Annotated in this window: 19 protein-coding genes; 2 read left to right on the forward strand and 17 right to left on the reverse strand. The window is 63.0% G+C overall.

All coding sequences use genetic code 11. From position 1 onward, the window contains the following. Positions 1–181: 181 nt before the first annotated feature. From M0D67_RS00125 to M0D67_RS00135, 3 genes are all read right to left on the reverse strand, one after another. Entirely contained in the window at positions 182–1048 is an 867-nt protein-coding gene (locus M0D67_RS00125) for an aspartate/glutamate racemase family protein (RefSeq protein WP_154566194.1), read from the reverse strand. Between the two features lie 24 nt (positions 1049–1072). Beyond that, entirely contained in the window at positions 1073–2554 is a 1482-nt protein-coding gene (locus M0D67_RS00130) for an NCS1 family nucleobase:cation symporter-1 (RefSeq protein ID WP_154566193.1), read from the reverse strand. Between the two features lie 336 nt (positions 2555–2890). Then, positions 2891–3631 (reverse strand): GntR family transcriptional regulator, encoded by a 741-nt coding sequence (locus M0D67_RS00135; RefSeq protein WP_154566192.1) that lies wholly within the window; start codon positions 3629–3631, stop codon positions 2891–2893. Between the two features lie 45 nt (positions 3632–3676). On the opposite strand from M0D67_RS00135, the gene M0D67_RS00140 reads away from it, so the two are divergent. Next, positions 3677–3880: a hypothetical protein gene (locus tag M0D67_RS00140; protein WP_154566191.1), complete on the forward strand. Its 204-nt coding sequence runs from the start codon at positions 3677–3679 to the stop codon at positions 3878–3880. 66 nt (positions 3881–3946) lie between these two features. Here the strand turns inward: M0D67_RS00140 and ldcA are convergent, their stop codons facing one another. The 12 genes from ldcA to M0D67_RS00200 form a co-directional block, all read right to left on the reverse strand. Continuing rightward, positions 3947–4873 carry a muramoyltetrapeptide carboxypeptidase gene (gene ldcA / locus M0D67_RS00145; protein ID WP_154566190.1) on the reverse strand — a complete coding sequence of 309 codons (927 nt, stop codon included), beginning with the start codon at positions 4871–4873 and terminating at the stop codon, positions 3947–3949. Positions 4874–4900: 27 nt separating this feature from the next. Beyond that, on the reverse strand, positions 4901–5617 hold the full coding sequence (gene tadA, locus M0D67_RS00150; RefSeq protein WP_308112548.1) for a tRNA adenosine(34) deaminase TadA: 717 nt from the start codon (positions 5615–5617) through the stop codon (positions 4901–4903). A 158-nt stretch (positions 5618–5775) separates the two neighbouring features. Further along, on the reverse strand, positions 5776–6177 hold the full coding sequence (locus tag M0D67_RS00155; protein WP_154566189.1) for a DnaJ family domain-containing protein: 402 nt from the start codon (positions 6175–6177) through the stop codon (positions 5776–5778). A 584-nt stretch (positions 6178–6761) separates the two neighbouring features. Beyond that, the gene (locus tag M0D67_RS00160; RefSeq protein WP_154566188.1) at positions 6762–7361 is read right to left on the reverse strand and encodes a 2'-5' RNA ligase family protein; all 600 of its coding nucleotides are present in this window, start codon (positions 7359–7361) and stop codon (positions 6762–6764) included. A 438-nt stretch (positions 7362–7799) separates the two neighbouring features. Continuing rightward, a complete protein-coding gene (locus M0D67_RS00165; RefSeq protein ID WP_233465083.1) occupies positions 7800–8501 on the reverse strand; it encodes an OmpW family protein in 702 nt (233 codons plus the stop codon). Between the two features lie 140 nt (positions 8502–8641). After that, on the reverse strand, positions 8642–10432 hold the full coding sequence (locus M0D67_RS00170; RefSeq protein ID WP_266236705.1) for an acyl-CoA dehydrogenase C-terminal domain-containing protein: 1791 nt from the start codon (positions 10430–10432) through the stop codon (positions 8642–8644). Positions 10433–10446: 14 nt separating this feature from the next. Then, positions 10447–11394, reverse strand: coding sequence for an electron transfer flavoprotein subunit alpha/FixB family protein (locus M0D67_RS00175; RefSeq protein ID WP_154566185.1), 948 nt, complete (start codon positions 11392–11394; stop codon positions 10447–10449). Positions 11395–11411: 17 nt separating this feature from the next. Next, the gene (locus tag M0D67_RS00180) at positions 11412–12161 is read right to left on the reverse strand and encodes an electron transfer flavoprotein subunit beta/FixA family protein (RefSeq protein ID WP_171926059.1); all 750 of its coding nucleotides are present in this window, start codon (positions 12159–12161) and stop codon (positions 11412–11414) included. A 51-nt stretch (positions 12162–12212) separates the two neighbouring features. Continuing rightward, positions 12213–13817, reverse strand: a complete 1605-nt coding sequence (locus M0D67_RS00185; RefSeq protein ID WP_266236709.1) for an AMP-binding protein — start codon at positions 13815–13817, stop codon at positions 12213–12215. A 98-nt stretch (positions 13818–13915) separates the two neighbouring features. Continuing rightward, entirely contained in the window at positions 13916–15157 is a 1242-nt protein-coding gene (locus M0D67_RS00190; RefSeq protein ID WP_266236711.1) for a thiolase family protein, read from the reverse strand. 78 nt (positions 15158–15235) lie between these two features. Then, positions 15236–16351, reverse strand: coding sequence for a trans-acting enoyl reductase family protein (locus tag M0D67_RS00195; RefSeq protein WP_266236713.1), 1116 nt, complete (start codon positions 16349–16351; stop codon positions 15236–15238). A 51-nt stretch (positions 16352–16402) separates the two neighbouring features. Then, a complete protein-coding gene (locus tag M0D67_RS00200; protein ID WP_200654255.1) occupies positions 16403–17659 on the reverse strand; it encodes an acyl-CoA dehydrogenase family protein in 1257 nt (418 codons plus the stop codon). Between the two features lie 149 nt (positions 17660–17808). Here M0D67_RS00200 and M0D67_RS00205 point away from each other — a divergent pair, with 149 nt between their 5' ends. Beyond that, complete coding sequence (locus M0D67_RS00205) at positions 17809–20538, forward strand: LuxR C-terminal-related transcriptional regulator (protein WP_266236715.1); 2730 nt, start codon at positions 17809–17811, stop codon at positions 20536–20538. 8 nt (positions 20539–20546) lie between these two features. Here M0D67_RS00205 and M0D67_RS00210 read toward each other — a convergent pair whose 3' ends face one another. Both M0D67_RS00210 and phaZ read right to left on the reverse strand, forming a co-directional pair. After that, the gene (locus M0D67_RS00210) at positions 20547–21836 is read right to left on the reverse strand and encodes a DUF445 domain-containing protein (RefSeq protein ID WP_266236717.1); all 1290 of its coding nucleotides are present in this window, start codon (positions 21834–21836) and stop codon (positions 20547–20549) included. Continuing rightward, positions 21833–22666 (reverse strand): poly(3-hydroxyalkanoate) depolymerase, encoded by an 834-nt coding sequence (phaZ, locus tag M0D67_RS00215; protein ID WP_266236719.1) that lies wholly within the window; start codon positions 22664–22666, stop codon positions 21833–21835. The genes M0D67_RS00210 and phaZ overlap by 4 nt, the downstream gene beginning before the upstream one ends. Positions 22667–22740 lie beyond the last annotated feature (74 nt).

The following is a 22740-nucleotide window of genomic DNA, read 5'->3' on the forward strand; positions in this document are numbered from 1 at the left end:
GCGTTCTGCATGCGGGTGTGTGCGTTTGCCTTGCAAGCAGGCCGGCCGGCGCAGGCGGAAACAGCCCTGAAAAAGCGGCACCAGAAGCATCAGCAAAACAGCATTCAGGTACCAGCGCCGAGTGGGACCAGTGTAGCGAAAACACCCGGGTGCGCCCATACACCCGGGCAGATAGTGCGTGTCAGACTGGATGTATGTGCGAAGCCGGCCCCACCGGGCGTTCCGTGGTGTTTACCCGCAGTAAACCACTCGAATTTGCACTTTCCGTGGCGCTTGCGGCCGAACTGCGCGACGGCTGCGGATTTGGGTCCGCATCGGTCGGACTGAAGGCTTCCAGTGCGCCGTCGTAACGCTTGGCCAGCGGCCGCGCATAGTCGCCCCGCTTGGCTGTCGACAGCCGCAGCGCGACCAGCGCCTCGGTCCATTTGACCGCCGCCGTCACGCCCTCGATCACCGGCGCGCCCAGCGCATCTTCGATCTCCGCGCACAATTCGGCCATGCCGGCGCAACCGAGCACGATCGCGTCCGAACCGTCCTCCTCCAGCGCGCGCCGGCATTCGTCGAGGATGATGCGACGCGCCGCCGAGCCGGGCTTGTCGAGATCGAGCACAGCGACATCGGTCGCGCGGACGTTGCGGCAGAAGCGCTTCATGCCGTAGCGCTCGGCGAGATGCCACGCCATTCCGCAGGTACGCGCCAGCGTGGTCACCACCGAAAATCCGGGCGCCAGCACGCTTGCGGCGTGCATCGCAGCCTCGGCGATGCCGATCACCGGACCGCGCGCCAACTCGCGCGCCGCGTATAAACCGGGGTCGCCAAAGCAGGCGATCACGTACCCGTCGCAGCCCTCACGTTCGCCGGCGATGACTTCGGCCAGCAAACCGGGTGTCGCGAGCGCTTCGTCGTAATAGCCTTCGATAGATGGTGGCCCCATTGTCGGATTGACCGCGATCACTTCGGTGCCGGGCGCGGCGACATCGCGCGCGCAGCGGCCCATCGCTTCCGTCATGCGTTGCGTCGTATTCGGATTGATCAGTTTGATGCGCATAGCGACTCCTGTTGCGGCACTGACTCAGCGAGCCAGCACGCGGTAAAACACTGCACCCAATGCAGCCCCGATGAACCAGGAGAAATTGGCCAGCCCGTCGAGCGTCGGCACCATCACGCAGATCACGGCGATGACCGCAGCCGGCAACAATGCAGCCACCGCGCGGTAGTTGACCCCGTTTTTGTACCAGTACGAGCCGCTCGGGGAGACCGAGTAAAGATCATCGAGTACGATCTTTTGACGTTTCACGAGGAAATAATCAACGATCAGGACACCATACAACGGTCCAATGAAACTGCCCAGTACGTCAAGCGTGTAGTGAATCACGGCCGGATTGTTGAACAGGTTCCACGGCGTGATGAAAATCGACGCCACCGCCGCGAGCATGCCGCCCGCACGCCAACTGATCAGACGCGGCGCGACATTCGAGAAGTCGAAGGCCGGCGACACAAAGTTAGCGACGATGTTGATGCCGATCGTTGCAATCGTGAAGGTCAACGCACCGAGAATCACCGCGGTCGGATAGTCGATACGGCCCACCGTTTCGACCGGGTCCGTGATCAGTTGGCCAAACACCGGCAGCGTCGCCGCGGTTGTAACCACTGTCACCAGCGAGAAGGCGAGGAAGTTGACCGGCAGGCCCCAGAAGTTGCCGCGCCGCACGCTGCGAAAACTTTTAGCGTAGCGCGAAAAGTCGCCGAAATTCAGCATCGGTCCGGAGAAGTACGACACCACCAGCGAGGTCGCCGTGATCATCACCGGCACCACTTCCATGCCGTGATATTTGACACCGCCCAGGTTGATGCCGATGTTTCGCCATCCTGCGCGATACACCATGTAGCCCGCGAGAATGAACATCACCACATAGACCGCCGGGCCGGCGAAGTCGATGAACTTCTTGATGGTCTCCATGCCGTGCCAGAACACCAGCGCCTGCAGGACCCACAGCAACATGAAACCGGCCCAGCCCAAGGTGGAGAGACCCATGAAACCATGGTGATGCATGTCCGCATACGGCAACAGTTGCGGGACGAACTTCAGCACCACGATTACCAGCGCACTCGAAGCCAGATAAGTTTGAATTCCATACCATGCGACCGCGATCAGGCCGCGAATCACGGCAGGAATATTCGCACCAAGCACGCCGAACGTTGCGCGGCAGGCCACCGGATAAGGCACGCCGTTCGCCTGACTCGGCTTGGCGATCAGGTTGCAGAGCAGGTTGACAATCGTAATGCCGACCAGCAGCGCGATCAGCACCTGCCAGCTCGTCAGCCCAAGCGCGAACAGACTGCCCGCGAACACATAGCCGCCTACGCTGTGCACGTCCGACATCCAGAACGCGAAGATGTTGTAGGCACCCCAGGTTTGATGACGCAGCGGCGCCAGATCTTCGTTGTACAGCCTCTCGCTGTAGCCTGCTGGTGTCGACGGATCGCTGGGCGCGCCATCGTCTGCGTATGTGGGAATTGCGGGACTACTGGGCGCTGCACTGAACTGAGCCATGATTCCTCCTTGGGATAGGGACCATCGATAGCGAATCGAAGGACGTTGCATCGGCCATGCCAGCGGCCCTCTTCTCCCCGATCGGAAAACGGGAGGTTCGAGCCGATTGATTAACCGTGCCGCGGATGTCTCCGTACTTGATGTACTTGTGGTTATCGCACCGCCTGTCGCCGCGAATTCCCGGCGATGCGTTACTACTCCAAGGCTGTCATCCCGTGACGGCCACGCGTGCGCAAGCCGGCAGCGCTCACGCAGAGCCGCCTTGCAACGCCTGATTCGGTTCAGTTCAATTCAGTGCGGCGCGCACCGGCAACGGGCGCGCACCGGCCGCCTGCCTCAGCCTGGCGCGGACTTGGGTCTAGCTGCTTCCTTCGACGCGCCGCCAAGGGCGCCAAACACTTCATGCAGATCGGCCGCGCCACGTGCGGGGCGCTCCAGCATCTTCAACTCGACGCTTTGCAAATGGCGCGACATCAGTGCCGCCGCCTCTTTTGCATCGCCGGCGTCGAGCGCGGCGAGAATCGCTTCATGGTCCTCGAACGAGCAAGGGCTGCGTCCGAGCGACTCGTACAGTGCCGAAATCAGCGTGGAGCGCGCCACTAGTCCGTTCAGGCAGTCGCACAGCACCGCGTTGCCGGTGAGCCCCGCCAACTCGGTATGGAACTCGCCCGACAGGCGAATCCACGCCGGAAAATCACGTGTTTCGAACGCTTTGCGTTCACGGCCGATCATGCTGCCGATGCTCTTCAAACGGCGCAGGCCATGACCGCCGCAAATCTTTTCAACCACGGCCAGTTCGATGATCCGGCGCATTTCGAACACTTCATGCACTTCCTGCAGCGACGGGCTGGCAACAAACGCACCACGATTCGGTTCGAGGTCGACGAGGTGGTCGGTCGCCAGCTGCGCGAGCGCCTGCCGGATCGGGCCGCGCTTCACGCCGAATACTTCGCATAACTGTGCTTCTGTCAGCTTGGCGCCAGGCGCTAGCCGATGCTCGAGGATCGCGGCGCGGATGCGCTCGGCGATCGCTTCGGGTTTCGAACTATTGGCGGCGGCGGAATCTGTGTCGGACATGATGTTCGTCTCGGTATGTTGGTCATCATAGGATGGACATAAAAATTGTCAACAATTTTTGCTTTTAATTTCGACAATCTGGATGCCCTGACCATGCTGTGGCTTGGCGGACAGCCAGCGCAGGCCTTACTCAGCTTCAATACCAGTTTAATTAATGTATGGGATGGTCGTCTATTGGAGACGGGTTTTGTCAACAAAGTGAAGGACCTCCATGGGGCCGTTCTGTTGCGAGTTGCCCTGAAAAGATGACCGTTAGTTGCGTATGCGACTCAAAAAGAAAGCGGGCAAACGCCCGCTTCCCTATCCCACGTCGTTTCAGGCAAGTGTCGGATAGCCCGATAACGACAGTTTGAACCCATGCGCGTTGGCGACGAGGTGCGCGTCAGCGCCGACCGGCAGCGTCAGCATGTTGGGAATATGGCCGAATTGCAGACCGGTAATGACCGGAATCCCGATCACCGATCGCATCTGCTCGATCATTGCGTGCAGATCGTAGCCGTTGTCGTACTCGTACGGGTTGCCGCCGGAAAAATCGCCGAGCACAAGCGCCTGCTGCTGCGCGAGGATGCCCGAGAGGTGCAATTGATAAAGCATCCGCTCGAGCCGGAACGGCTGCTCGTTGACGTCTTCGAGGAACAGAATGCCGCCCTGCACCGGCGGCATGTACGGCGTGCCGATCAGCGATGTCACCACCGCCAGATTGCCGCCCCACAACATGCCCGTCACGTCGGTAGTCTGCGCTTGCGGCACATTGCTCGTCACCGTCAGGGTCGGCCGGGTCAGCGCGGACCAGAAGTGCTGCATGGTGAACTCGCTCACATCTTCCGCGCCGAAGTCGCTCATCAGCATCGGGCCACCGAAAGTTTTCACGCCGGCGCGTGCCAGTAAAGCAAGCTGCACCGCGGTGAAATCGCTATGCCCCACCAGCGCGACCGGCTGACCGGTCAACCGCCGTTGCAGCCCTTCGTAGTCGAGCCCGTGCAGAATGCGCATTGCGCCGTAGCCGCCACGCACGGTCAGCACGATGTCGGGCAACGCACGCGAGGGGTCCGCCAGCCGGTTCAGATCGGCTGCACGCTCGCCGTCGGTGCCGGCGAAGCGCAGGTAACGGCGCCTTGTCGCCTCCACACCTTCGACGCGATGCCCCTGCGCATGCAAGCGGTGCAACGCGCGATGCAACACCTCGGAATCATGCGGATACCCGGACGGCGCGATCAACTCAATGGTGCGATGGACGGTCATTGGCAAGACCTGTTGGACGTTGTTGTTTTAGAGCGGCTCAGCCGGCCCCGGTTCGTTGCGTGCTTCGGCGTGCGCTTCGATGCCTGCGCCGAGATGGACTTCAGCGTGTGCTTCGCTGCGTGCTGTGGTGTGCGTTTCGGTGCGCACTTCGACGTGCGCGCCAGGATGTGCTTCGCCGCTTGCAACGGCGTGCGCTTCGCCCCGTGCCGCCGCGCGTGCTTCCCGGCTAGCGCGCCGCCGCTCGGCAAAGAACGATTTCAGCGCGGCACCGCATTCGGTTTCGAGCACGCCGCCAGTCACCGTGGTGTGGTGGTTCAACTGCGGATTCGCGAATGCGTCGACGACACTGCCGCACGCTCCGGTTTTCGGATCGCGCGCCCCGAACACGACGCGTGCGATACGCGCGTGCATGATCGCACCGGCGCACATCAGGCAAGGTTCCAGCGTCACATAGAGCTCGCAGCCCGGCAGACGATAGTTTTCGACAGCTTGCGCGGCTGCGCGCAAGGCGATCATTTCCGCATGTGCCGACGGGTCGTGCGCCCCGATCGGATGGTTGAATCCTTTGGCGATGACTTCGTCGCCCCGCACGAGCACCGCGCCAACCGGCACTTCGCCGGCTGCGCGGGCCTCTTCGGCAGCGGCCTGGGCGAGCGCCATAAAGCGACGATCACGCTCCGACACAGGCGCTGTGGGTGATTCCGCTGCGGGTGATTCGTCAGGTGTTGGGGTATCGATCAGCATTGTGGCGGCCGCTGCTGGCGTTGGATCACTCGCCGCGGACGCTGGAGCATCGGGATCAACGGACCCGGTCTGGCCAGCCGGCAGTGTTGCCGCCTCAGCCGATTCGCCGGACTCGACAGACCCCGGACCTGCCGAGGTGGAGCGGACAAGCGGCTCGCTCACTGCGAACCCGCATCGGCCATATTGAGGTTGCCGACGCGCTCCGACAGCCGCTCGGCAATACGGCGGCAGTACTCGCGCGGCAGGACCAGCGGGCCGCCGCGCAGCGATTCAAGCGCCATATCGAGCGCCAGCATGCGCGCCTGGAGACGGCAGCGGGTGCTCCGGTCGCTCACGGCGTTCAGCTCCGCCTGCAGGTCGCGCAAGGCGCGCAACTGCTCGACAGCCGGCGGCACGAAGCCCGCATTCTTCAAAATCCGGTTGGCGACGCGCACTTCCTCCGGAACCAGTGCATCGTCCTCGAGAGGCAGCGGCGCGCCCGCGCCCGGCAAATCATCGAACTCACCGCGCGCGGCTGCGGCGGCAATACGCTGTTCGACTAACGCATCAAGCAATTTCATCTGCAGTCCACTACGTTGCGGCCCAAGCATTCTATCAGGGAGCGCGCGACGATTCGGGCTGTCTGACCGACGAATCCCCCTGGTTTTCAGATTCTGCGTATTTGAGGGGCGCATGGCGTGAATTAGGGTGGAGGGTTGCCGGCGCCGCTGCTTCGCACCGGAAAAACTTACGAATATCTTTCGGCATGCACCGCGAAAACGGCCACTCGGCCCTGCCATTGCCCCATTCATGGAGTCCACTTACGTTATGCGATCCGGAATCACCGACCACCACTTCGACACAGCACCTCCAGCTTGCGCCGCACGCGGCGATCCGCGCCTTGGCGCATTGACGGCGCGGCTTCGAAAGCGCGCTTGCAAACGATATCTGCGCGCGACAATGATGGCCATTGCCATGTCGGTCGCGCTATCAGGCTGCGGCGTGTTTTGCGGAGGTGCGGGTGGAAGCGGCGGCGGCTTTGCCGGCGGCTGCGCAACCGGCGTGCGGTTCTAGTCCGGCGCTACGCCTTCGCGATTCATCATGAACGTCCCACCCCTGCGCCGCAACGCATCCGCCTCCCTACGGCCGACGCGAACCCGCACATTCACCCAGCCGCCAATGACCAACGCGCCAGAACGACATGCCGGGTGCGGCCGAGCAGGCTGTGCACCAGCGCAAACTCCCGCACGTTCCAACTGACGGCTTCGACAGGACGAGTTGCGATCCAGGGCATGCCGTAAGCGAGGGTCACGTGCGGGACGTACGGCGTAGTCGGCGAGACCGCACGATCCTCAAATCCAGCGTTCTGCAATGCCAGTCCAAGCGTATCGTGAAGCGCGCGGAGTCCAACGACGCCCTCGCCTCCACCCAACACCAGCGGCCCCGGCCGCGGCTTCACCGCAAAACTGAGCGCACTGTCGAACTCGACGCTAAAAGGCTCCATGCTGACCGACGCGGCCGCGTTCATGGCTGCATCGACGCGCGCCGGCGGCAAGCCGCCCGCGAAATTCCCGAGGTGCAGCAACGTGACGTGCAAGCGGTTGGCCGCGAGAGGTTTGCTCTTCGAGCGCGTCTCTGAGCAGAGCTGCTGCGCCAGCTTCGAGATGCCCGCCGCCGTGCGCGCATCTGGAACGACGGCGAAGAACAGGCCGTCTGTCGGCACAGGTGGCGCCTCGAGCCCCGGCAGCCAGAGTTGCTCAGGCATGGCGCGCCTGAATGGGTGACGCAGACATTTCGAAGAATCTCCTCGCATCGATGCGGGCTTGGCCACGCATCTGAAAATTTTCATGACTCGATGAGGCGGGGCGAGACGAGGTTCGGCACACCCCATGTCCCCGCGCCTGTTCACGCCCAATGGACTTGCGCCCACTGGCCGTCCACGCACGATACTGTACATTCATACAGTATCGATGACAACGTGGAATCGCTCAAAACGCAGGAAGTACTGGCCGACGCAGCGAAATGCCCTGGCTTTTGAGCATGCCCGGCACACGAAAAAAAGGCGCCGCAGCGCCCTCTTCCGTGCCTTCAAATCATCCCGGACGCCGGCTCGGCCGGAAACGAAACCGCCGCTGGCAAAGCTCACCTGTGCGCGCTCGTCCCGAGAACCGCGCAGGGCAGCCGCAACTGGAACGTCCGCCAGCTAAAACCGGTATCCAAGTCCAAGAAAGACGATCACCGGATCCGCCGTGATGTGCGTCTTGTTGGACAACACCGTCTGACCGTTGGCAGCCACGGCATTGACCGTCGCATTTGTCTTGAGAGACAGATAGGTCACCGACGCAGTCGCGTACCAGTTCTTGCTGATGTTGTAAGACGCGCCCGCGACGAACGCGGGATTCCATGACGGACTGAGCGATGCCGTCACCTGTCCACCCGGCCCTGCAATCTGCTGCAACGCTCCCCCAAATCTTGAATTGAGATTGGTATGCGAGAACCAGGTATAGTTCACGCCGACACCGACGAACGGGCGCAGCTTCGCCTGTGCGTCGAAGAAGAAATACTTCAGGAACAGAATCGGTGACCATGACCGGGTGGTAGCGAGCGGCTGCAGATTCCCCAGATTGAGCGATGGCCCGCCAGCACCGAATGGTGCGGCCTTGCCCTGCGCAAAGAGCTGGAGCTTGGGTGGTATGCCCGCCGCCAGGTCAACGGCAATATTGTCCGTCACAAAATAAGTGTTCGAGAGCTCCAGGGTGAACGTGTTATGTATCTGACCACCCGTGCCCGTTGACGTGAATGTGCCCAAAGCCGAACTGCTCTGCAACGATGTTGCGGAAGACGGGGCAAAGTCGAGCCAAACTCCACCCGCGCTGGTTATGAGACTGCCTGCGCTCTGCGCCATTGCGCTACTGGTACATATCGCGCCTGGTATTAACGCAAGGCACGCAATTTTTTTAAACATATCCCCTCCACTTTATTTGGCATTACATATCAATAATTTTGTATCGACGCCTGTTCTTGCAGCACCTCTTGCATCGCCGCTCAGAACTGCTCGATTGGGAGGCTCGACCCGCCCGATGCCCCGCTGCGGATCGCTTCCAGAAGCGCATTCGCTTTGGGCAAGATCTTGTCGGCGTAGAAGCGCGCAGTGACGAGCTTGGTGTGATGAAAGTCCGGATCCTCGTTCGCTGCGATTTTCACTGACGCAACGAGCGCTGCGCGCCCCATCTGCCAGCCGCCGCACACGTAGCCGGTGAGCATCAGATAGTCGACGGAACTGGCAAGCGCGGCATCGGGCTGAGTCGCCAATGCTTGCAGCATCCAGGCGGTGGCATCTTCAAGCGCCTGCACACCGGCCGCGAGTGCCGCGCCCACGGAGGCCACTTGCGTATCCGTGCTGCGCGTGAGCTCCAGCGCGGCCTCACGTATCTCCGCAACAAGATCGGCCATCCCCGCGCCCTGATCTGACGCGAGCTTGCGACCGGCAAGGTCCGCCGCCTGAATGCCTGTGGTGCCCTCGTAGATCGGCGCGATCCGTGCGTCGCGCAGGAACTGGCATGCGCCCGTCTCTTCGATGTAACCCATCCCGCCGTGCACCTGCACGCCCGTCGACGCGATCTCGACGCCCAACTCCGTGCACCACGCCTTCAACACGGGGATCAGAAGATCGACACGCACCTGACGACGTGCGCGCTCACCGGCGTCCGGGTCACGGTGCGCGCGGTCCATGTCCGCGGCCATCACGTACGCGAAGGCACGCATCGCTTCGATCTGGGACTTCATCGTCATCAACATGCGCCGCACATCCGGGTGATGGATGATGGCCACGGCGCCACCTGATTTGCTCGATGCGAGCCGTCCCTGGACGCGTTCCTTCGCGTATTCACGGGCCTGCTGATAAGCGCGTTCCGCGATCGCGAGTCCCTGGATACCCACCTTCTGACGCGCCTCGTTCATCATCGTGAACATATGCGCGAGGCCTTTGTTCTCCTGCCCCACCAGATAGCCAATCGCCCCGCCCTGATCGCCAAAGCTCATCACGCAGGTCGGACTCGCGTGAATGCCGAGTTTGTGTTCGAGGGACACGCAGTGCACGTCGTTGCGCGAGCCCGGCGATCCATCGGCGTTGAGGAGGAATTTCGGCACGAGGAACAGCGAGATGCCGCGCACACCTTCTGGTGCGTCGGGCGTGCGCGCCAGCACGAGGTGAATCACGTTATCCGTCATGTCGTGATCGCCCCACGTGATGAAGATCTTCTGGCCGGAGAGGCGATAGTGATTCCCGTCAGGTACGGCCTTGGTGCGCACGGCCGCGAGGTCCGACCCGGCTTGCGGCTCGGTCAGGTTCATCGTGCCGGTCCACTCGCCGCTGACCATCTTCGGCAGATAGCGTGCTTTCAACTCATCGGAACCATGCTGCCGCAACGCCTCGGTGGCGCCGGCGGTCAACAGCGGACACAGCGCGAACGCCATGTTGGACGAGTTCCACATCTCCACGGTCGCTGCCTGCAGGAGTTCGGGCAGCCCCTGGCCACCGAACTCGGGGTCGCCGCTCAGGCCGCTCCAACCGCCGGCAACGAACTGCCCGTAGGCAGCTGAGAAACCGTCGGCAGCCACCACGCCATCAGGCGTCAGCCGCGCGCCCTGTTCGTCACCCGGCTTGTTGAGCGGCGCAAGCACTTCAGTCGCGAGTCTTGCGGCCTCCTCGAGTACCGCCTCGGCAAGTTCCGGCGTCGCCTCCTCGTAGCCCGGCAGCGAAGACAACTCGCCGAGATTCGCCAGTTCCGTCATCACGAAACGCATGTCGCGCAACGGCACAATATAAGTGCTCATCATGTGCTCCCGCATTAAGCCTGTTGTAATTTGTCCAGTTCGCGGGACAACTCCGGCAACACCTTGAAGAGGTCGCCCACGATCCAGTAATCGGCGACCTGAAAAATCGGCGCCTCCTCGTCCTTATTGATCGCGACGATCACCTTCGAGTCCTTCATCCCGGCCAGATGCTGGATCGCGCCGGAGATGCCGACCGCGATATACAACTGCGGGGCGATGACCTTGCCGGTCTGACCCACCTGATAATCGTTGGGCGCGAAGCCGGCATCGACCGCGGCGCGCGACGCTCCGACCGCCGCGTTGAGCTTGTTGGCAATGTCATCGATCAACGCGAAGTTTTCGCCGGAGCCCATGCCGCGGCCGCCGGAGATCACGCGTTGCGCGGACGTCAGCTCCGGGCGTTCCGAACGCGTGAGCTGATGACTCACGAAGCGCGAGCCTTGCACGTCAGCGGCGGGCTCCAACGCGTCGATTGCGGCTGTGCCCCCTTCGGCGGGCGCGGCCGCGAAGGCCGTCGTGCGAACGGTAATCACCTTGATCGGGTCGGCGCTTCGCACCTTTGCCAGCACGTTGCCCGCATAGATGGGGCGTACGAACGTATCGGCGGATTCGACGGCAATGATCTCGGAGATCTGGGCCACGTCGAGCAACGCGGCCACGCGCGGCATCACGTTCTTCGCGGTCGTGGTAGCAGGTGCGATCACGTGGCTATAGTCAGCGGCGATCTTCACGACGAGCGCCGCCAGATTCTCGGCCAGCGCATGGCCGTAATGCGCGGCGTCGGCGAAACGAACTCGGGTGACGCCGGCAATGCGGGCCGCCTGTTCGGCGACTGCCGCGCTTTGCGAGCCGGCCACGAGAACATGAATGTCGTCGCCGAGTCGGGCGGCGGCGGTAACGGCATTCAGGGTCGCTGTCTTGAGCGCCTGATTGTCGTGCTCAGCAATAACGAGTACGGGCATTTTTCTCCCCTTGTGTGTTAGATGACGTGGGCGACGTTATGCAGCTTGTCGATCAGTTCGGCTGCATCGGCGACGCGAATGCCTGCCTCGCGTTTGGCGGGCTCCGCGAGCCCGAGCGTGGTGAGCCGCGGCTTGACGTCGACACCGAGCGCGTCCGGCGTCACCACATCGAGCGGCTTCTTCTTCGCCTTCATGATGTTGGGCAGCGTGGCGTAGCGCGGCGTGTTCAAGCGGAGATCGGCGGTAATAACTGCGGGCAGATCGACTTCGATCGTTTCGAGGCCGCCGTCGATCTCGCGCGTGACCGTGGCCTTGCCCGCTTCGATCGCGACCTTCGAGGCGAATGTCGCCTGCGGCCAGCCGAGCAGTGCCGCGAGCATCTGGCCGACCTGGTTCGAGTCGTCGTCGATCGCCTGCTTGCCGAGCAGCACCAGTTGCGGCTGCTCCTTATCCACTAGCGCCTTCAGTAACTTCGCGACCGCGAGCGGCTGCAACTCCACGTCCGTGTCGACGAGGATGGCGCGATCGGCGCCCGTCGCCAGCGCGGTGCGCAGCGTTTCCTGGCATGCCTGTACGCCACACGAAACCGCGATCACTTCGCTCACGACGCCGGCTTCCTTGAGGCGCACGGCCTCTTCAACGCTGATTTCGTCGAATGGGTTCATCGAGAGCTTCACGTTGGCGATGTCGACAGCGCTGCCGTCGGCCTTTACGCGGACCCTCACATTCGCGTCGACGACGCGTTTGACAGGAACAAGTACTTTCATTGCCTACTCCATTTGAAAATTGCTTAGGGTTTGCCGCGCACCGTCACACGGTCACGGCGTCTCGGCAAACACGCTGTTACGCTGGCTGTCAAACATGTCGACCAGATAGCGTTCAAGCGGTTTTTCCGACGCTGTCTTCGGTATCTCGGGCACCACCTGCAGCCAGGAGATGACCGAACTCGCTTCCAGCTTCGCGCGGCATGCGCGGAATATCTGCTGCGGGTCGAAACGGGCCGCGTCCTTGAGCACCACGGCCGCGACCACATCCTTCTCGCCGGGCGCGCCCGACGCGGCCTTCACGCCGTACACGTAGACGTCTTCGACCAGACCCGATTCGGCGATCACCTTCTCGATCGGCGCCGGATTGATGAACTCGCCGTTGTGGCGAATGCCACCGCCTTTGCGGTATTCGAAGAAGAGCCAACCGTTCTCGTCTTCGCGTACGACGTCGCCCATATACAGCCAGCCGTCCCTGCACTTCTTCGCCGACGCTTCCGGATTGCCGAAGTATTCGACCTTGAACGGCGAGCCATCCGCCGGACGGAACAGCAATTCGCCGGGCACACCGGGCGCGCAGTCGTTGCCGTCGTCGTCGACAATGCGGTGCCTGAGAATCGGCGCCGGCTTGCCGATACTGCCCACCGGGCCGACTCCGAGCGGCTTGACCGTGATCCCGCCTTCCGCCGCGCCGTAGAACTCGACGATCTGCACGCCGAAGCGCTGCTCGAAGGCCTTCCAGATCGCCGCGGGCATCCCCGCGGATATCACAAAGCGCACGGGGTTGTCCGCGTCATCGGGTTTGTTCGGCTCGCTGTAGACCGCCGTGGTCATGCCACCGAGCAGCGTGAACGTCGTACAGCGGTACTTGCGGGTGATGTCCCACAGACGCGACTTCGTAAAACGGCGCGACAGCACGGCGCGCATGCCGGCGGTGAGCGAAGCGCCCAGCGTCACGATCTGTGCGTTGGCATGCGTTAGCGACAGTCCCGAATACGGCCGGTCGCCGGGCACGTAGCCGAACAGCGCCGACACCGCCGCCGAGGTGCCGCAATAGCGGCGGTGCGTCATGACGATGCCCTTCGGATCGCCCGTGGTGCCGGACGTGAAAATCAACTGCATCGCGCTGTCGGGATCGCGGGCCACGATCGGCAATTCGGGCACCTGCTCCGGCAGCAACGCGCGGTATGACGACACGCCCGGGAAATCGGCGAGCGGCTTCGCGCCTTCGTCGGTTTCCAGGCCGATCACCCAGGACAGTTTGGGGAGCGAAGCACGCACGGCAAGCAGGTTGTCGAGCGCATAGTCAGCGGCGATAATGCCGCGGCAGCCTGGGCTGTCGAGCATGAACGCGAGCTTCTCGCCGCGTGCGCGCGGATCGATCGGCACGAACACCGTGCCCGAAATCGACGCCGCGACCATCGCGTCGATAAACTCCGCGTGATTGGCCATCAGCAGCGCGAAGTGCTCGCCGGGTTGCAGGCCCTGATCGATCAACACCTGCGCGAGCCGCTGGCCGTTCTCCCACAGTTGCCGGTATGTGCGCACCTCGTCGCGCCGCACGCCGGCGCCTTCGACGGTCAGCACGTCGAGATCCGGCATGGTCTCGACGCGGTTGGCGAGCAACGCGGCCAACGTGGTTTCGGGTGTGGTGCTCATGACGCCCTCTCTCCTTGCAGATGCGGTTCGGTCTTGCGCGTGCGCGAAATCTGTCGCGGCTTCACGTGCGGCTTCACGCGCGTTTTCACGATGCAGCCTCAGCGTCCGAGAATCGTGATGCTGGCAACGGCCTCTTCCACGCCGCACAGTCCGCCGCCGTTCTCCGCGATCGCGATGCGCGCGCCCTCGACCTGGCGGGCGCCCGTCTCACCGCGTAACTGGGTCACCAGTTCATAAATCTGGCCGAGTCCTGTCGCACCGATCGGATGCCCCTTCGATTCGAGGCCGCCCGACGGATTGATCGGAATCCGCCCGCCTATCGTCGTCTCGCCTCGTTCCGCGGCCACCCCGCCCATGCCCGGCTCGCACAATCCGAGCACTTCGGACTGGATGATTTCGCCGATCGCCGTCGCGTCGTGGACCTCGGCGACCGAGACATCCTGCGGCGCGACGCCCGCCTGCTCATACGCGCGCAACGAGCCCTGCCGGACCAGATGCCGGTCGAGTGCCGTGGCCGGCCGGTCACTGCCCGTTTGCAGCACGGACGCCAGCACACGAATGGCGCGCGAGCGCCGCCCACCTAACAGCGCGAGGCCGGCCTCGCTGCACACGATCGCCGCGGCCGCGCCATCGCTGACGGGCGAACACATCGGGAGGGTGAGCGGATAGGTGATCGGCGGTGCGCCGAGAATCTCGTCGATCGAATAAGCCTGCCGGTACTGCGCGAGCGGGTTGTGAACCGAATGTCCGTGGTTCTTGGCCGACACGGCGGCGAACTGCCGCTGGGTCGTGCCGTATTCGCGCATGTGCATCCGGCCCATCGACGCGTAGATATCCATGAACACGCTGTACGGTTTCGTCGAGACGCTGCCCGCCGGTGGCTCGATGCCCTCGCCCATCTCGAGCAGCCGACGCTTGCCGTTATCGGTGTCATGCACGTCCCACGCACCGTCGAAGGCGCTGAAGGTGCGCGCCTTGTCCGTGGAGAACATCTTCTCGGCGCCCACCGCGAGCACGATGTCGGCAGCACCGGCTTTCACGTAGTTCACCGCGAGGTGAAACGCGGTGCTGGCGCTCGCGCAGGCGTTCTCGACGTTGATCACCGCGACCTTGTCGATGCCCATCGCCCGCAGCGCAAGCTGGCCGCGAATCATGTGCTGGCCTTCCATGTGCCCCTGCGTGGAGTTGCCGAAAAACGCGCCCTGCAACTGCGCCTTGTCACAGCCTGCGTCCGCGAGCGCGTCTTCCACTGCCGCGCGCGTGAGCTGCTTCACGCTGGTTTCCAGATGCTTGCCGAAGGGCGTCATGCCGACGCCCGCGATATACACTTCGTTACCCATATCAATTCTCCACCGCGAGGAGGCGCACGCCGCGCGTCATAAGCCACCAGCCGCGCGCGCGAGCCGTCCGATTCGTCGTCAAACGCTCTTGACCTCATAGGCGAGGTAACCTTCCTCGGCCTGCGCGGCGATCAGGTTGCGCGCGCCGAACGCCTTCGCCGGCGAAACGAAACCCACTGCGTGCAATTGCCCGCGCAGTACGCGTCGCGCCGCCTCCGCACCGAGCACGCCGGTTTGCGCATAGGGCGAATTGCCACGCAGAATCACGCTGACGGAATTCGTATTGCCACGCCCCTGGCACGACAACGTGCAGCGATTCACGTCCGGGTTTTCACGCGGGGGTTCGACCTGCGTCACGGCCTTGCCCCATTCATTGGTGACCTCTTCCTGTTTGGCGGGATCGAGGTGGCGGCACTCTTCCTCGAATTTCTTCAGCAGGCCGACCACCGCAAGAAAGCGTTCCTGATTTCTGAACGACACGAGCGTCTGGCAGTTGCGCACGCGCGGGTCGTCCTGGTACCAGACCGGCTCGCCGCCACCGCTCCATGGCAACGCATTCAGCAACATGTGCTCACCCGGCACATGAACCTGATACGGCGTTGCCCATGGCCACTGCACCAGTTGCTTGTTGCGCAGGTAGAACTGCGGCTGCGTGCACATCCGCAGAAACGACATCGTCGACGCGACGCTCACTTCCGAGTCGCCGAGATAGAGCACGTCGAGCGTGTCGATGCCCGGGGTTTCCAGCGCGATCTCCGCCGCGAGATTGCCTTCGGCCCACATGTACGAATTGCCGGGACACAGCGCCAGACCGCGGGCCGCGAAGGACTCGCCATATGTGCGCTTCAACAGCGACATCCAGTCGGTTTCGCCGGTGGTGTCGAAGTAGTTGCAACCGGCCGCGAGACTCGCTTCGACAACCGGGCGCCCGAGCTGCATGAACGGCCCGACGATATTGATCACCACCTTCTTGCCCTTGAAGAATTCGGTGAGCGCGTCTGTTTCGTGCTGAACCGCCACGCACTGATAGTCGTGTCCGGCGAGTTCGGGCACCTTCGCAAGTTCTTCTTCCAGCCGTTCCTTGCTGCGCCCGGCGGCAATGAACGGAATGCCGCGCTCCGCGAGCTTCCATGCCGTGAGCTTGCCCGTGTAGCCACTCGCTCCATAGAGGACCACTTCGTATGTCGTTGCCATGTCGTCGTCTCCTTCAGGTTGTCATCGGATTGCGTGGACGCGCCGTGCCGTTCAAAGCAGCTCGGGGTCGATCAGGTAGTAGCCACCCTTGATCGCCAGCACTTCGTTGCAGCCGTCTTCGATCATCGAAGCGCGTGCGTCGCGCCAGATCTTTTCGATCGGATACTCGCGGGTGAGCCCGTTGCCGCAGAAGATCTGCAGCGCGTCGTTGGCGACTTCGAACGCGGTCTGCGTCGCGGTGACCTTCGCCGTCATTGCCGCGTGCAGCGAAGGTTGCGCCGCGGTGAAGTTGTAGTGCACGACACGCTGCGCGAGCGCGCGGGCGGCCTCGACCTTGCGGAACATATGAAAGAGCCGCGACGCGACCGACTGATGGCGGATGATCGGCAAACCACCCTGCTTGCGTTCATGCGCATAAGCGAGCGCGAGTTCGAACGCGGCGCGCGCAGTGCCGGCAAACACGTTGGCCATGATCGCGTTGGCGAACGTGTGGATCGCGTAGACCGCGTCGACGTACTGGTCGGGGCCGGCGAGAAGGTGCTCCTTCGACAACGTGACGTTCTCGAAGAACAGTTCGCCCTGGTTGAGCGCGCGCTGGCCGATCTTGTCGAGCGGCTTGCCGCGCGAGACACCTTTGGCGTCGAGCGGCACGATCACTACCGCGCCGCGTTTCGTGTCGGCGCCGTTGCCGCTGTCCGCCGCGCAATAGAGAATGCAGACGTCGGCGGCGATACCGTTCGACACCCACGCCGACTTCTGCCCGTTGATGATCACCTCGTCGCCGCGCAGCGTCGCCACGCAGTTAGGGCGGCCGTACGAGCCCTGCGGATGAAAGATCATGCCGTTCGCATCGAGCATGTCGGAGCCGTGATCGGGTTCCGTGATGGCCCAGCAACCGAGCTTCTCGTCCGGAGCGAGCGCGCGGCAGAACGGGTTGCCGGACACCGCGCTCATCAGTGCGGGCAGCAAGCCTGCGCCGTAGGTGATCGCGAGTCCCGAATCGCCCCAGCCGAGTTCTTCGAACAGGATGCTCATCGTCGTCGCCCGTTCGGCGGGTTCGAGCTCAAGCAGTCCGTCGACACCGAAACCCAGCCCGACAAACTTCTCGCGCGCTTCCCAATAGGGCGAGCCCTTGGCGATCACCTCCTCGGGCGTCATGCGATCGAGCTTGACGCCGATCGGACGCATGACTTCTTCTGCGTAGCGATGCACGCTCTGCTGGACCATCTGGTTCATCTCGGAGAGTTCGGGCTGTGCGCCGAGCGGACCGAGTTTGTGCGCTGCAATGTGATTCGTTGCGGTTGACATGTCTCCTCCTTCGAGGTGGTTGGGCGTATGATTTCTATGGAATCCATGGTGTCCCGGCGCGACGCTATGCAACATCCCCCTTACAGGGGAACGCGATTGCATGGAGGGGGAATGGCAGCCAGGGTCAACCCGAACGCCCGGAGCAATTAATGCACGTGATAGAAGCGCCGTCCCCGATCAGGCCGCCTCTCTTTCTCGCAACCAAGGTGTTTCCGCCGCGCCTGCCCAGCGGATTGATAGACCGGCCGCGCCTCGTCTCTCTCGCCGGCAAGGCGGAATACAAACGGCTCACGGTCATCAAGGCGCCCGCCGGTTTTGGCAAGACGTCGCTTGCGCTCACGTGGCTCAACGGGCTGAATGCAAGCGGCGCCTATGTCGCATGGCTCTCGCTCGATACGGAAGACGACGAGCCCGCGTGCTTCTTCCATCATCTGGCGCAGGCATTGCGCAACGCGTGCACAAGCGTCGGCGTGTCCGCGGTCAGCCTGACAACCGAGGCGTCACTCGTGCCGGCGCACTCAGTCGTGTCGACGCTGATCAACGAACTCGTCGACGTCGACGACGAGGTCTATCTGTTCGTCGACGACTATCACCTGATCAGCCTGCCCGCCATTCACGAGGCCATGTCGTACTTCATCGTGAATGCACCGTCGAACGTGCATGTTGTGATCTGTACGCGTACCGATCCGCCGCTGCCGCTCGCCAACCTGGAAGCGGGCAACGACCTGCTGGAAATCGACGCGTCGACACTGCGTTTCAACTTCGACGAAACGCGCAGCTTTGTCGAACACGAATGCCCAGGCGAGTTGCGCGCTGCCCGCGTCAAGTCGCTGTTCGCGAGCACGGAAGGCTGGGCTGCGGCGCTGCGCATTTCTACCTCGGTGCTATCGCGTGACGAAGGCAAACCGGATTGGGACATGAGCGCGCCGTCCGGCGCGTCCCGGCCGTTCGCCGCTTACCTTGAAGACATGCTCAAGCGTTTGCCGGCCGAGATGGTCGAGTTCATGCAGCGCACGTCGATACTCGACCGCCTGACGGCATCGCTATGCGAAGCGGTGACCGGCATGGCGGCGGCACAAGGAATGCTGGATACGATCTCCGCACGCCAGTTGCTGCTCGAACCGCTCGATATCGACGGACGCTGGTTCCGCTATCACCATCTCATGGGCGAGTACCTGCATCGGCGGCTCGAAACCCAGCATCCCGATCAGGTGGCGCACTTGCATCGTCGTGCGTGTCAGTGGTACGCCAAAGAGGCGCGCTGGACAGACGCGGTCAAGCACGCGATCGCCGCGGGCGAAACGGAAGACGCCGTCTCCCTGATGGCTCACTGCGCGATGGCGCTCGTCACGAAGGGCGACCTGCTCACGCTGCTCGGCTGGCAACGGCAGTTCCCGGCGCATCTAATGCGCGGGCAGGTCACGATCACGCTCGCGATCGCGTGGGGGATGGCGCTGGCGATGCGTTTTGACGAAGCGCTCGCGATACTCGATGAGATCGAGCGTGACACGGGTACGGGCTCGAGCGACACCGCCGACAACATCCGCTGGGAGTGCCAGGCGATCCGCTCGGTGGTGGCAGCGCTTCAGGACGACTCGCCGCGCGCGCTTGTGATCGCACAAACGTGTCTCGAACGGCCGTCGACAGACAGTTGGACCACCAACGTCGTCTCCAACGTCGTGCGCTTCGGGCACTGGAAAGCGGGCAACCTGAAAGCACTGTACGCGACACCGTGGATCCCCTATTCGCTCGAGGAAGACCAGCGCAACGTGTTCGCCTCGGTCTACCGGCTATGCCTGCTCGGCCACGCGGAAATGCAGCAGATGCACTTCGCGCTCGCCGAGCGCTATTTCACCGAGTCGATCCAGCTCGCCGAGCGCCATGCCGGTCCGAAATCCATCTCGGCCGCGTTGTGTGCGCCCATGATTGCGCAGATCTGGTACGAGCAGGGACGGCTCGACGAAGCGGAAGCGTTACTCGTCGATCTCATGCCGGTGATCGACCTGGCGGTCCTGCTCGATAGCACCTTGATCGCCTACCGCGTGCTGGTCCGGATCGCTATCGCGCGTTCCGACGCCGAGCGGGCCTATGCGCTGCTCGATCAGGCGCAGACTCTGGGTTACGCACGCCGCTGGGACCGGATGATTGCCGGCGTTCTCGTCGAGCGCGGGCGGCTTTATCTGGCTGAAGGCAGGGTAACGGAAGCGTCAGCATGTGTCGTGCAACTGGATCAGCTAGCAGACTCCCATTGCGCCGCGGAGCATGCAGTCTCGCCGGAGATCGAAACCTACCGCGCGATCGCGGTCGCCTGGGTGGCGATGGCCCAGAACCGGACAGAGGAAGCCCTCGGGGCTTTGACATCCGCTTTGCAAAGCGTCGAAAGCCGGCACGGCGACTATCTCGCGCTGCGCTTGCGCACCGTGATCGCGCTCGTCTGGTTGCGTGCGAACAACCAGCCTCGCGCTGTCGAAATCTTTCGCGAGGTGCTGAGCGCCAATAGCGGCATCTACCGCTCGATTCTCGATCAAGGGCCCGAAATCGGGCCGCTTCTGCAGGCGGTTCGCGACGACACGCGTTCCACCCCGCAGACGAAGGAGATCGTCGCTTACATCGATCGCCTGCTAGACGGCTGGCGCGCGCTGTACGAGCCTGTCACGCCGAGGCGCGACTTGGAGCGCGAGCCGTTGAGCGCGCGGGAGCGCAGCATCGTCGAGCTGATTGCCCAGGGACAGTCGAACAAGGAGATCGCGCGCACCTTGGGGATTGCGCCGGAAACCGTCAAGACTCATGTCAAGAACGTCTTCGTGAAACTGGATGTCGACAAGCGCGCACACGCCGTTGCGCGCGCGCAGGCACTGGGTCTGGTTGCGGCCGGCTAGCGCACGTCTTACCTCATGACGACGAGTGTGGCGGCGTGAATCAGCACGCCGACCATGCCGCCCACGAATGTGCCGTTGATCCGGACATACTGAAGGTCACGGCCGATTTCCGCCTCGATCTTCTGGCTCACTTCATCTGCGTTCCAGCCTTTTACAACCTCGGTGATCAGCGCGGAGAGCTGGCGCCCATAACGCACGACGAGTTCGCGAGCGAGCGCGAGCCACCATGCGTTCAGTTTGTGTTGAACCGCGGGTTCACGGCCGATCCGCTTGCCGAGCGAAGCCAGCATGCTCGTCATGGCGTCGCGCACGGCCGATTGCTCGCGACTGAGATCGGCGATCACACGCATGCGCAAACGCTCCAGCAGCACGCGATAGTGGTCTGCATGCCTGAAATAACGGATGCAGTCGCGCATCAACGACTTGCCGAAACGACGGTGCACAGCCGATGTTTGCAATTGCACGCTCAGCCCCTCTAGGGCCTCATCGAACTGGTGGCGCAGTTCATGATCCGGATTCGCCGCCACCTCACGGAGGAGCGCAACGATGCCTTCGACAAATTTACTGACGATATACGTGTCAAGCTGCGCGGGCGTGTATCTCGAGGCCTCGCTGAATTTGGCCTTGATCATGCCGACGTTCGCAGTGAGCCATTTCTCCAGCACTTCGAGTCCGCGAACCAGCCACGGCTGATGCCGCTCGCTTTCAGTCAGTACTTTGATGACGTCGCCGGCTACGCGGGATACATCGAGCGTGCGCAACTGCGGTATCACCAGACGGTCGAAAAACCACTGCGCATCCGCTTCGTCAATACCTTCGAGCAATCCTGCCACGGCATCCGCAACGATATCGGCCACCCCGCGGCTGTTCGCCGGCTGCGCGAGCCACCGGGCAAGCGCCTGGGCGGTATCGTGGCCGCTCAGCCTGTCGACGATGAGTTCCGGCGTCAGAAAATTTTCCTCGACGAACTTGCCAAGGCTCTCGGCGATGCGCTGCTGATTTTGCGGAATGATCGCTGTATGCGGGATCCGCAGACCCAAAGGACGACGGAACAGCGCAACGACTGCGTACCAGTCCGCGATCGCGCCGACCGTGCCGGCCTCCGCAAACGCACGCGGCCACGCAAGCCATGCATGGTCAGCCTGCCAGGCAACACACGCGAACAGCAACGCAATCATGCAGACGAGCAGGCAGGTCGCCGTTCGCCGCATGCGCGTCAGGCCACTTGCCTTGCGGTCTTCGTGTGCATTCGCAATGACCGGCCGCGCGCTATCGCTATCGCGCGCAAAGAAACTCAACTCGCCCCCTGCCGGAGAAACCTGCGCACCACCGGCGCGACTTCAGGCGCGCGCGAGATGAGAAACAGGTGGCCGTCGTCGATCACATAGAGCGTCGCATCGGGGATACGGGCTGCGAGAATCTTCGCGTTGGTGAGCGGCACAATCGGGTCGTCGTTGCCGTGCATGACCAGTGTCGTCTGGCGCAACGCACCGAGCCACGGCAAACTGCTCCAGCCCGTAGCCGCCAGTAGTTGATAGAGGTAGCCGCGGCCACGCGGTGGCTGAATGTGCCGGCTATGCGCCTTCAGCAACGACGGATCGCGCCGGTAAGCGCCCCCGTAGATCTCCGCGCCTACTTGTTGCAGGTAGGTGGGATCCGTATAGCGGCGCGGCCCGATCAGCTTCGACAATACCGACAGTTTGCCCGGCACCATGATGACGCCGGGCGAGGTTGCCGCGAGAATCAACCTGCGGCAGCGCCCCGGGTACAGATGCGCGAACTGCTGCGCCAGCGCGCCGCCCCACGATACACCGAGCACATCGACGGCCCCCTCGTAACCGAGCCGCGTCAGCAGCTTGTCCGCCAACACGGACAACGTCGAAAAGCGATACGGCACGACTGGCGCAGGCGAGCCGCCGACGCCGGGCACGTCGAAGATGATGACGCTCACGTCTTCGAGCGCCGTGACAAACGGCTCCACCAGTTCGAGGTTGGCGCCGATGCCGTTGAAGATAAGGAGCGGCGGCGAAGCATCGCTGCCGCGCCAGGTTGCGACACGCAGTGTCTGACCGTCCAGATCGATCATCTGGATTTCCATGCTGCAAAGAGACTCGGGGTTCGTGTGCATTTTTTGTTTCCGGATCATCTTCTGAAAGGACGCTTCATTCGACGCGTCGGCATGCCGCATGGGCGCTGTCGTAT

It is taken from the genome of Paraburkholderia sp. SECH4 (genome assembly GCF_030511745.1).
Classification (GTDB): Bacteria; Pseudomonadota; Gammaproteobacteria; order Burkholderiales; family Burkholderiaceae; genus Paraburkholderia; species Paraburkholderia madseniana.

Excerpts from the sequence above, each read along its gene's own strand:
- phaZ (WP_266236719.1), bottom strand. The coding sequence starts at position 22,666 with ATGCACACGAACCCCGAGTCTCTTTGCAGCATGGAAATCCAGATGATC.
- M0D67_RS00205 (WP_266236715.1), top strand. The coding sequence starts at position 17,809 with ATGCACGTGATAGAAGCGCCGTCCCCGATCAGGCCGCCTCTCTTTCTC.
- M0D67_RS00185 (WP_266236709.1), bottom strand. The coding sequence starts at position 13,817 with ATGAGCACCACACCCGAAACCACGTTGGCCGCGTTGCTCGCCAACCGC.
- M0D67_RS00165 (WP_233465083.1), bottom strand. The coding sequence starts at position 8,501 with ATGGCGCAGAGCGCAGGCAGTCTCATAACCAGCGCGGGTGGAGTTTGG.
- M0D67_RS00200 (WP_200654255.1), bottom strand. The coding sequence starts at position 17,659 with ATGTCAACCGCAACGAATCACATTGCAGCGCACAAACTCGGTCCGCTC.
- M0D67_RS00170 (WP_266236705.1), bottom strand. The coding sequence starts at position 10,432 with ATGAGCACTTATATTGTGCCGTTGCGCGACATGCGTTTCGTGATGACG.
- M0D67_RS00175 (WP_154566185.1), bottom strand. The coding sequence starts at position 11,394 with ATGCCCGTACTCGTTATTGCTGAGCACGACAATCAGGCGCTCAAGACA.
- M0D67_RS00180 (WP_171926059.1), bottom strand. The coding sequence starts at position 12,161 with ATGAAAGTACTTGTTCCTGTCAAACGCGTCGTCGACGCGAATGTGAGG.
- M0D67_RS00130 (WP_154566193.1), bottom strand. The coding sequence starts at position 2,554 with ATGGCTCAGTTCAGTGCAGCGCCCAGTAGTCCCGCAATTCCCACATAC.
- M0D67_RS00160 (WP_154566188.1), bottom strand. The coding sequence starts at position 7,361 with ATGCCTGAGCAACTCTGGCTGCCGGGGCTCGAGGCGCCACCTGTGCCG.
- M0D67_RS00155 (WP_154566189.1), bottom strand. The coding sequence starts at position 6,177 with ATGAAATTGCTTGATGCGTTAGTCGAACAGCGTATTGCCGCCGCAGCC.
- M0D67_RS00195 (WP_266236713.1), bottom strand. The coding sequence starts at position 16,351 with ATGGCAACGACATACGAAGTGGTCCTCTATGGAGCGAGTGGCTACACG.
- M0D67_RS00135 (WP_154566192.1), bottom strand. The coding sequence starts at position 3,631 with ATGTCCGACACAGATTCCGCCGCCGCCAATAGTTCGAAACCCGAAGCG.
- ldcA (WP_154566190.1), bottom strand. The coding sequence starts at position 4,873 with ATGACCGTCCATCGCACCATTGAGTTGATCGCGCCGTCCGGGTATCCG.
- tadA (WP_308112548.1), bottom strand. The coding sequence starts at position 5,617 with ATGCTGATCGATACCCCAACACCTGACGAATCACCCGCAGCGGAATCA.
- M0D67_RS00125 (WP_154566194.1), bottom strand. The coding sequence starts at position 1,048 with ATGCGCATCAAACTGATCAATCCGAATACGACGCAACGCATGACGGAA.
- M0D67_RS00190 (WP_266236711.1), bottom strand. The coding sequence starts at position 15,157 with ATGGGTAACGAAGTGTATATCGCGGGCGTCGGCATGACGCCCTTCGGC.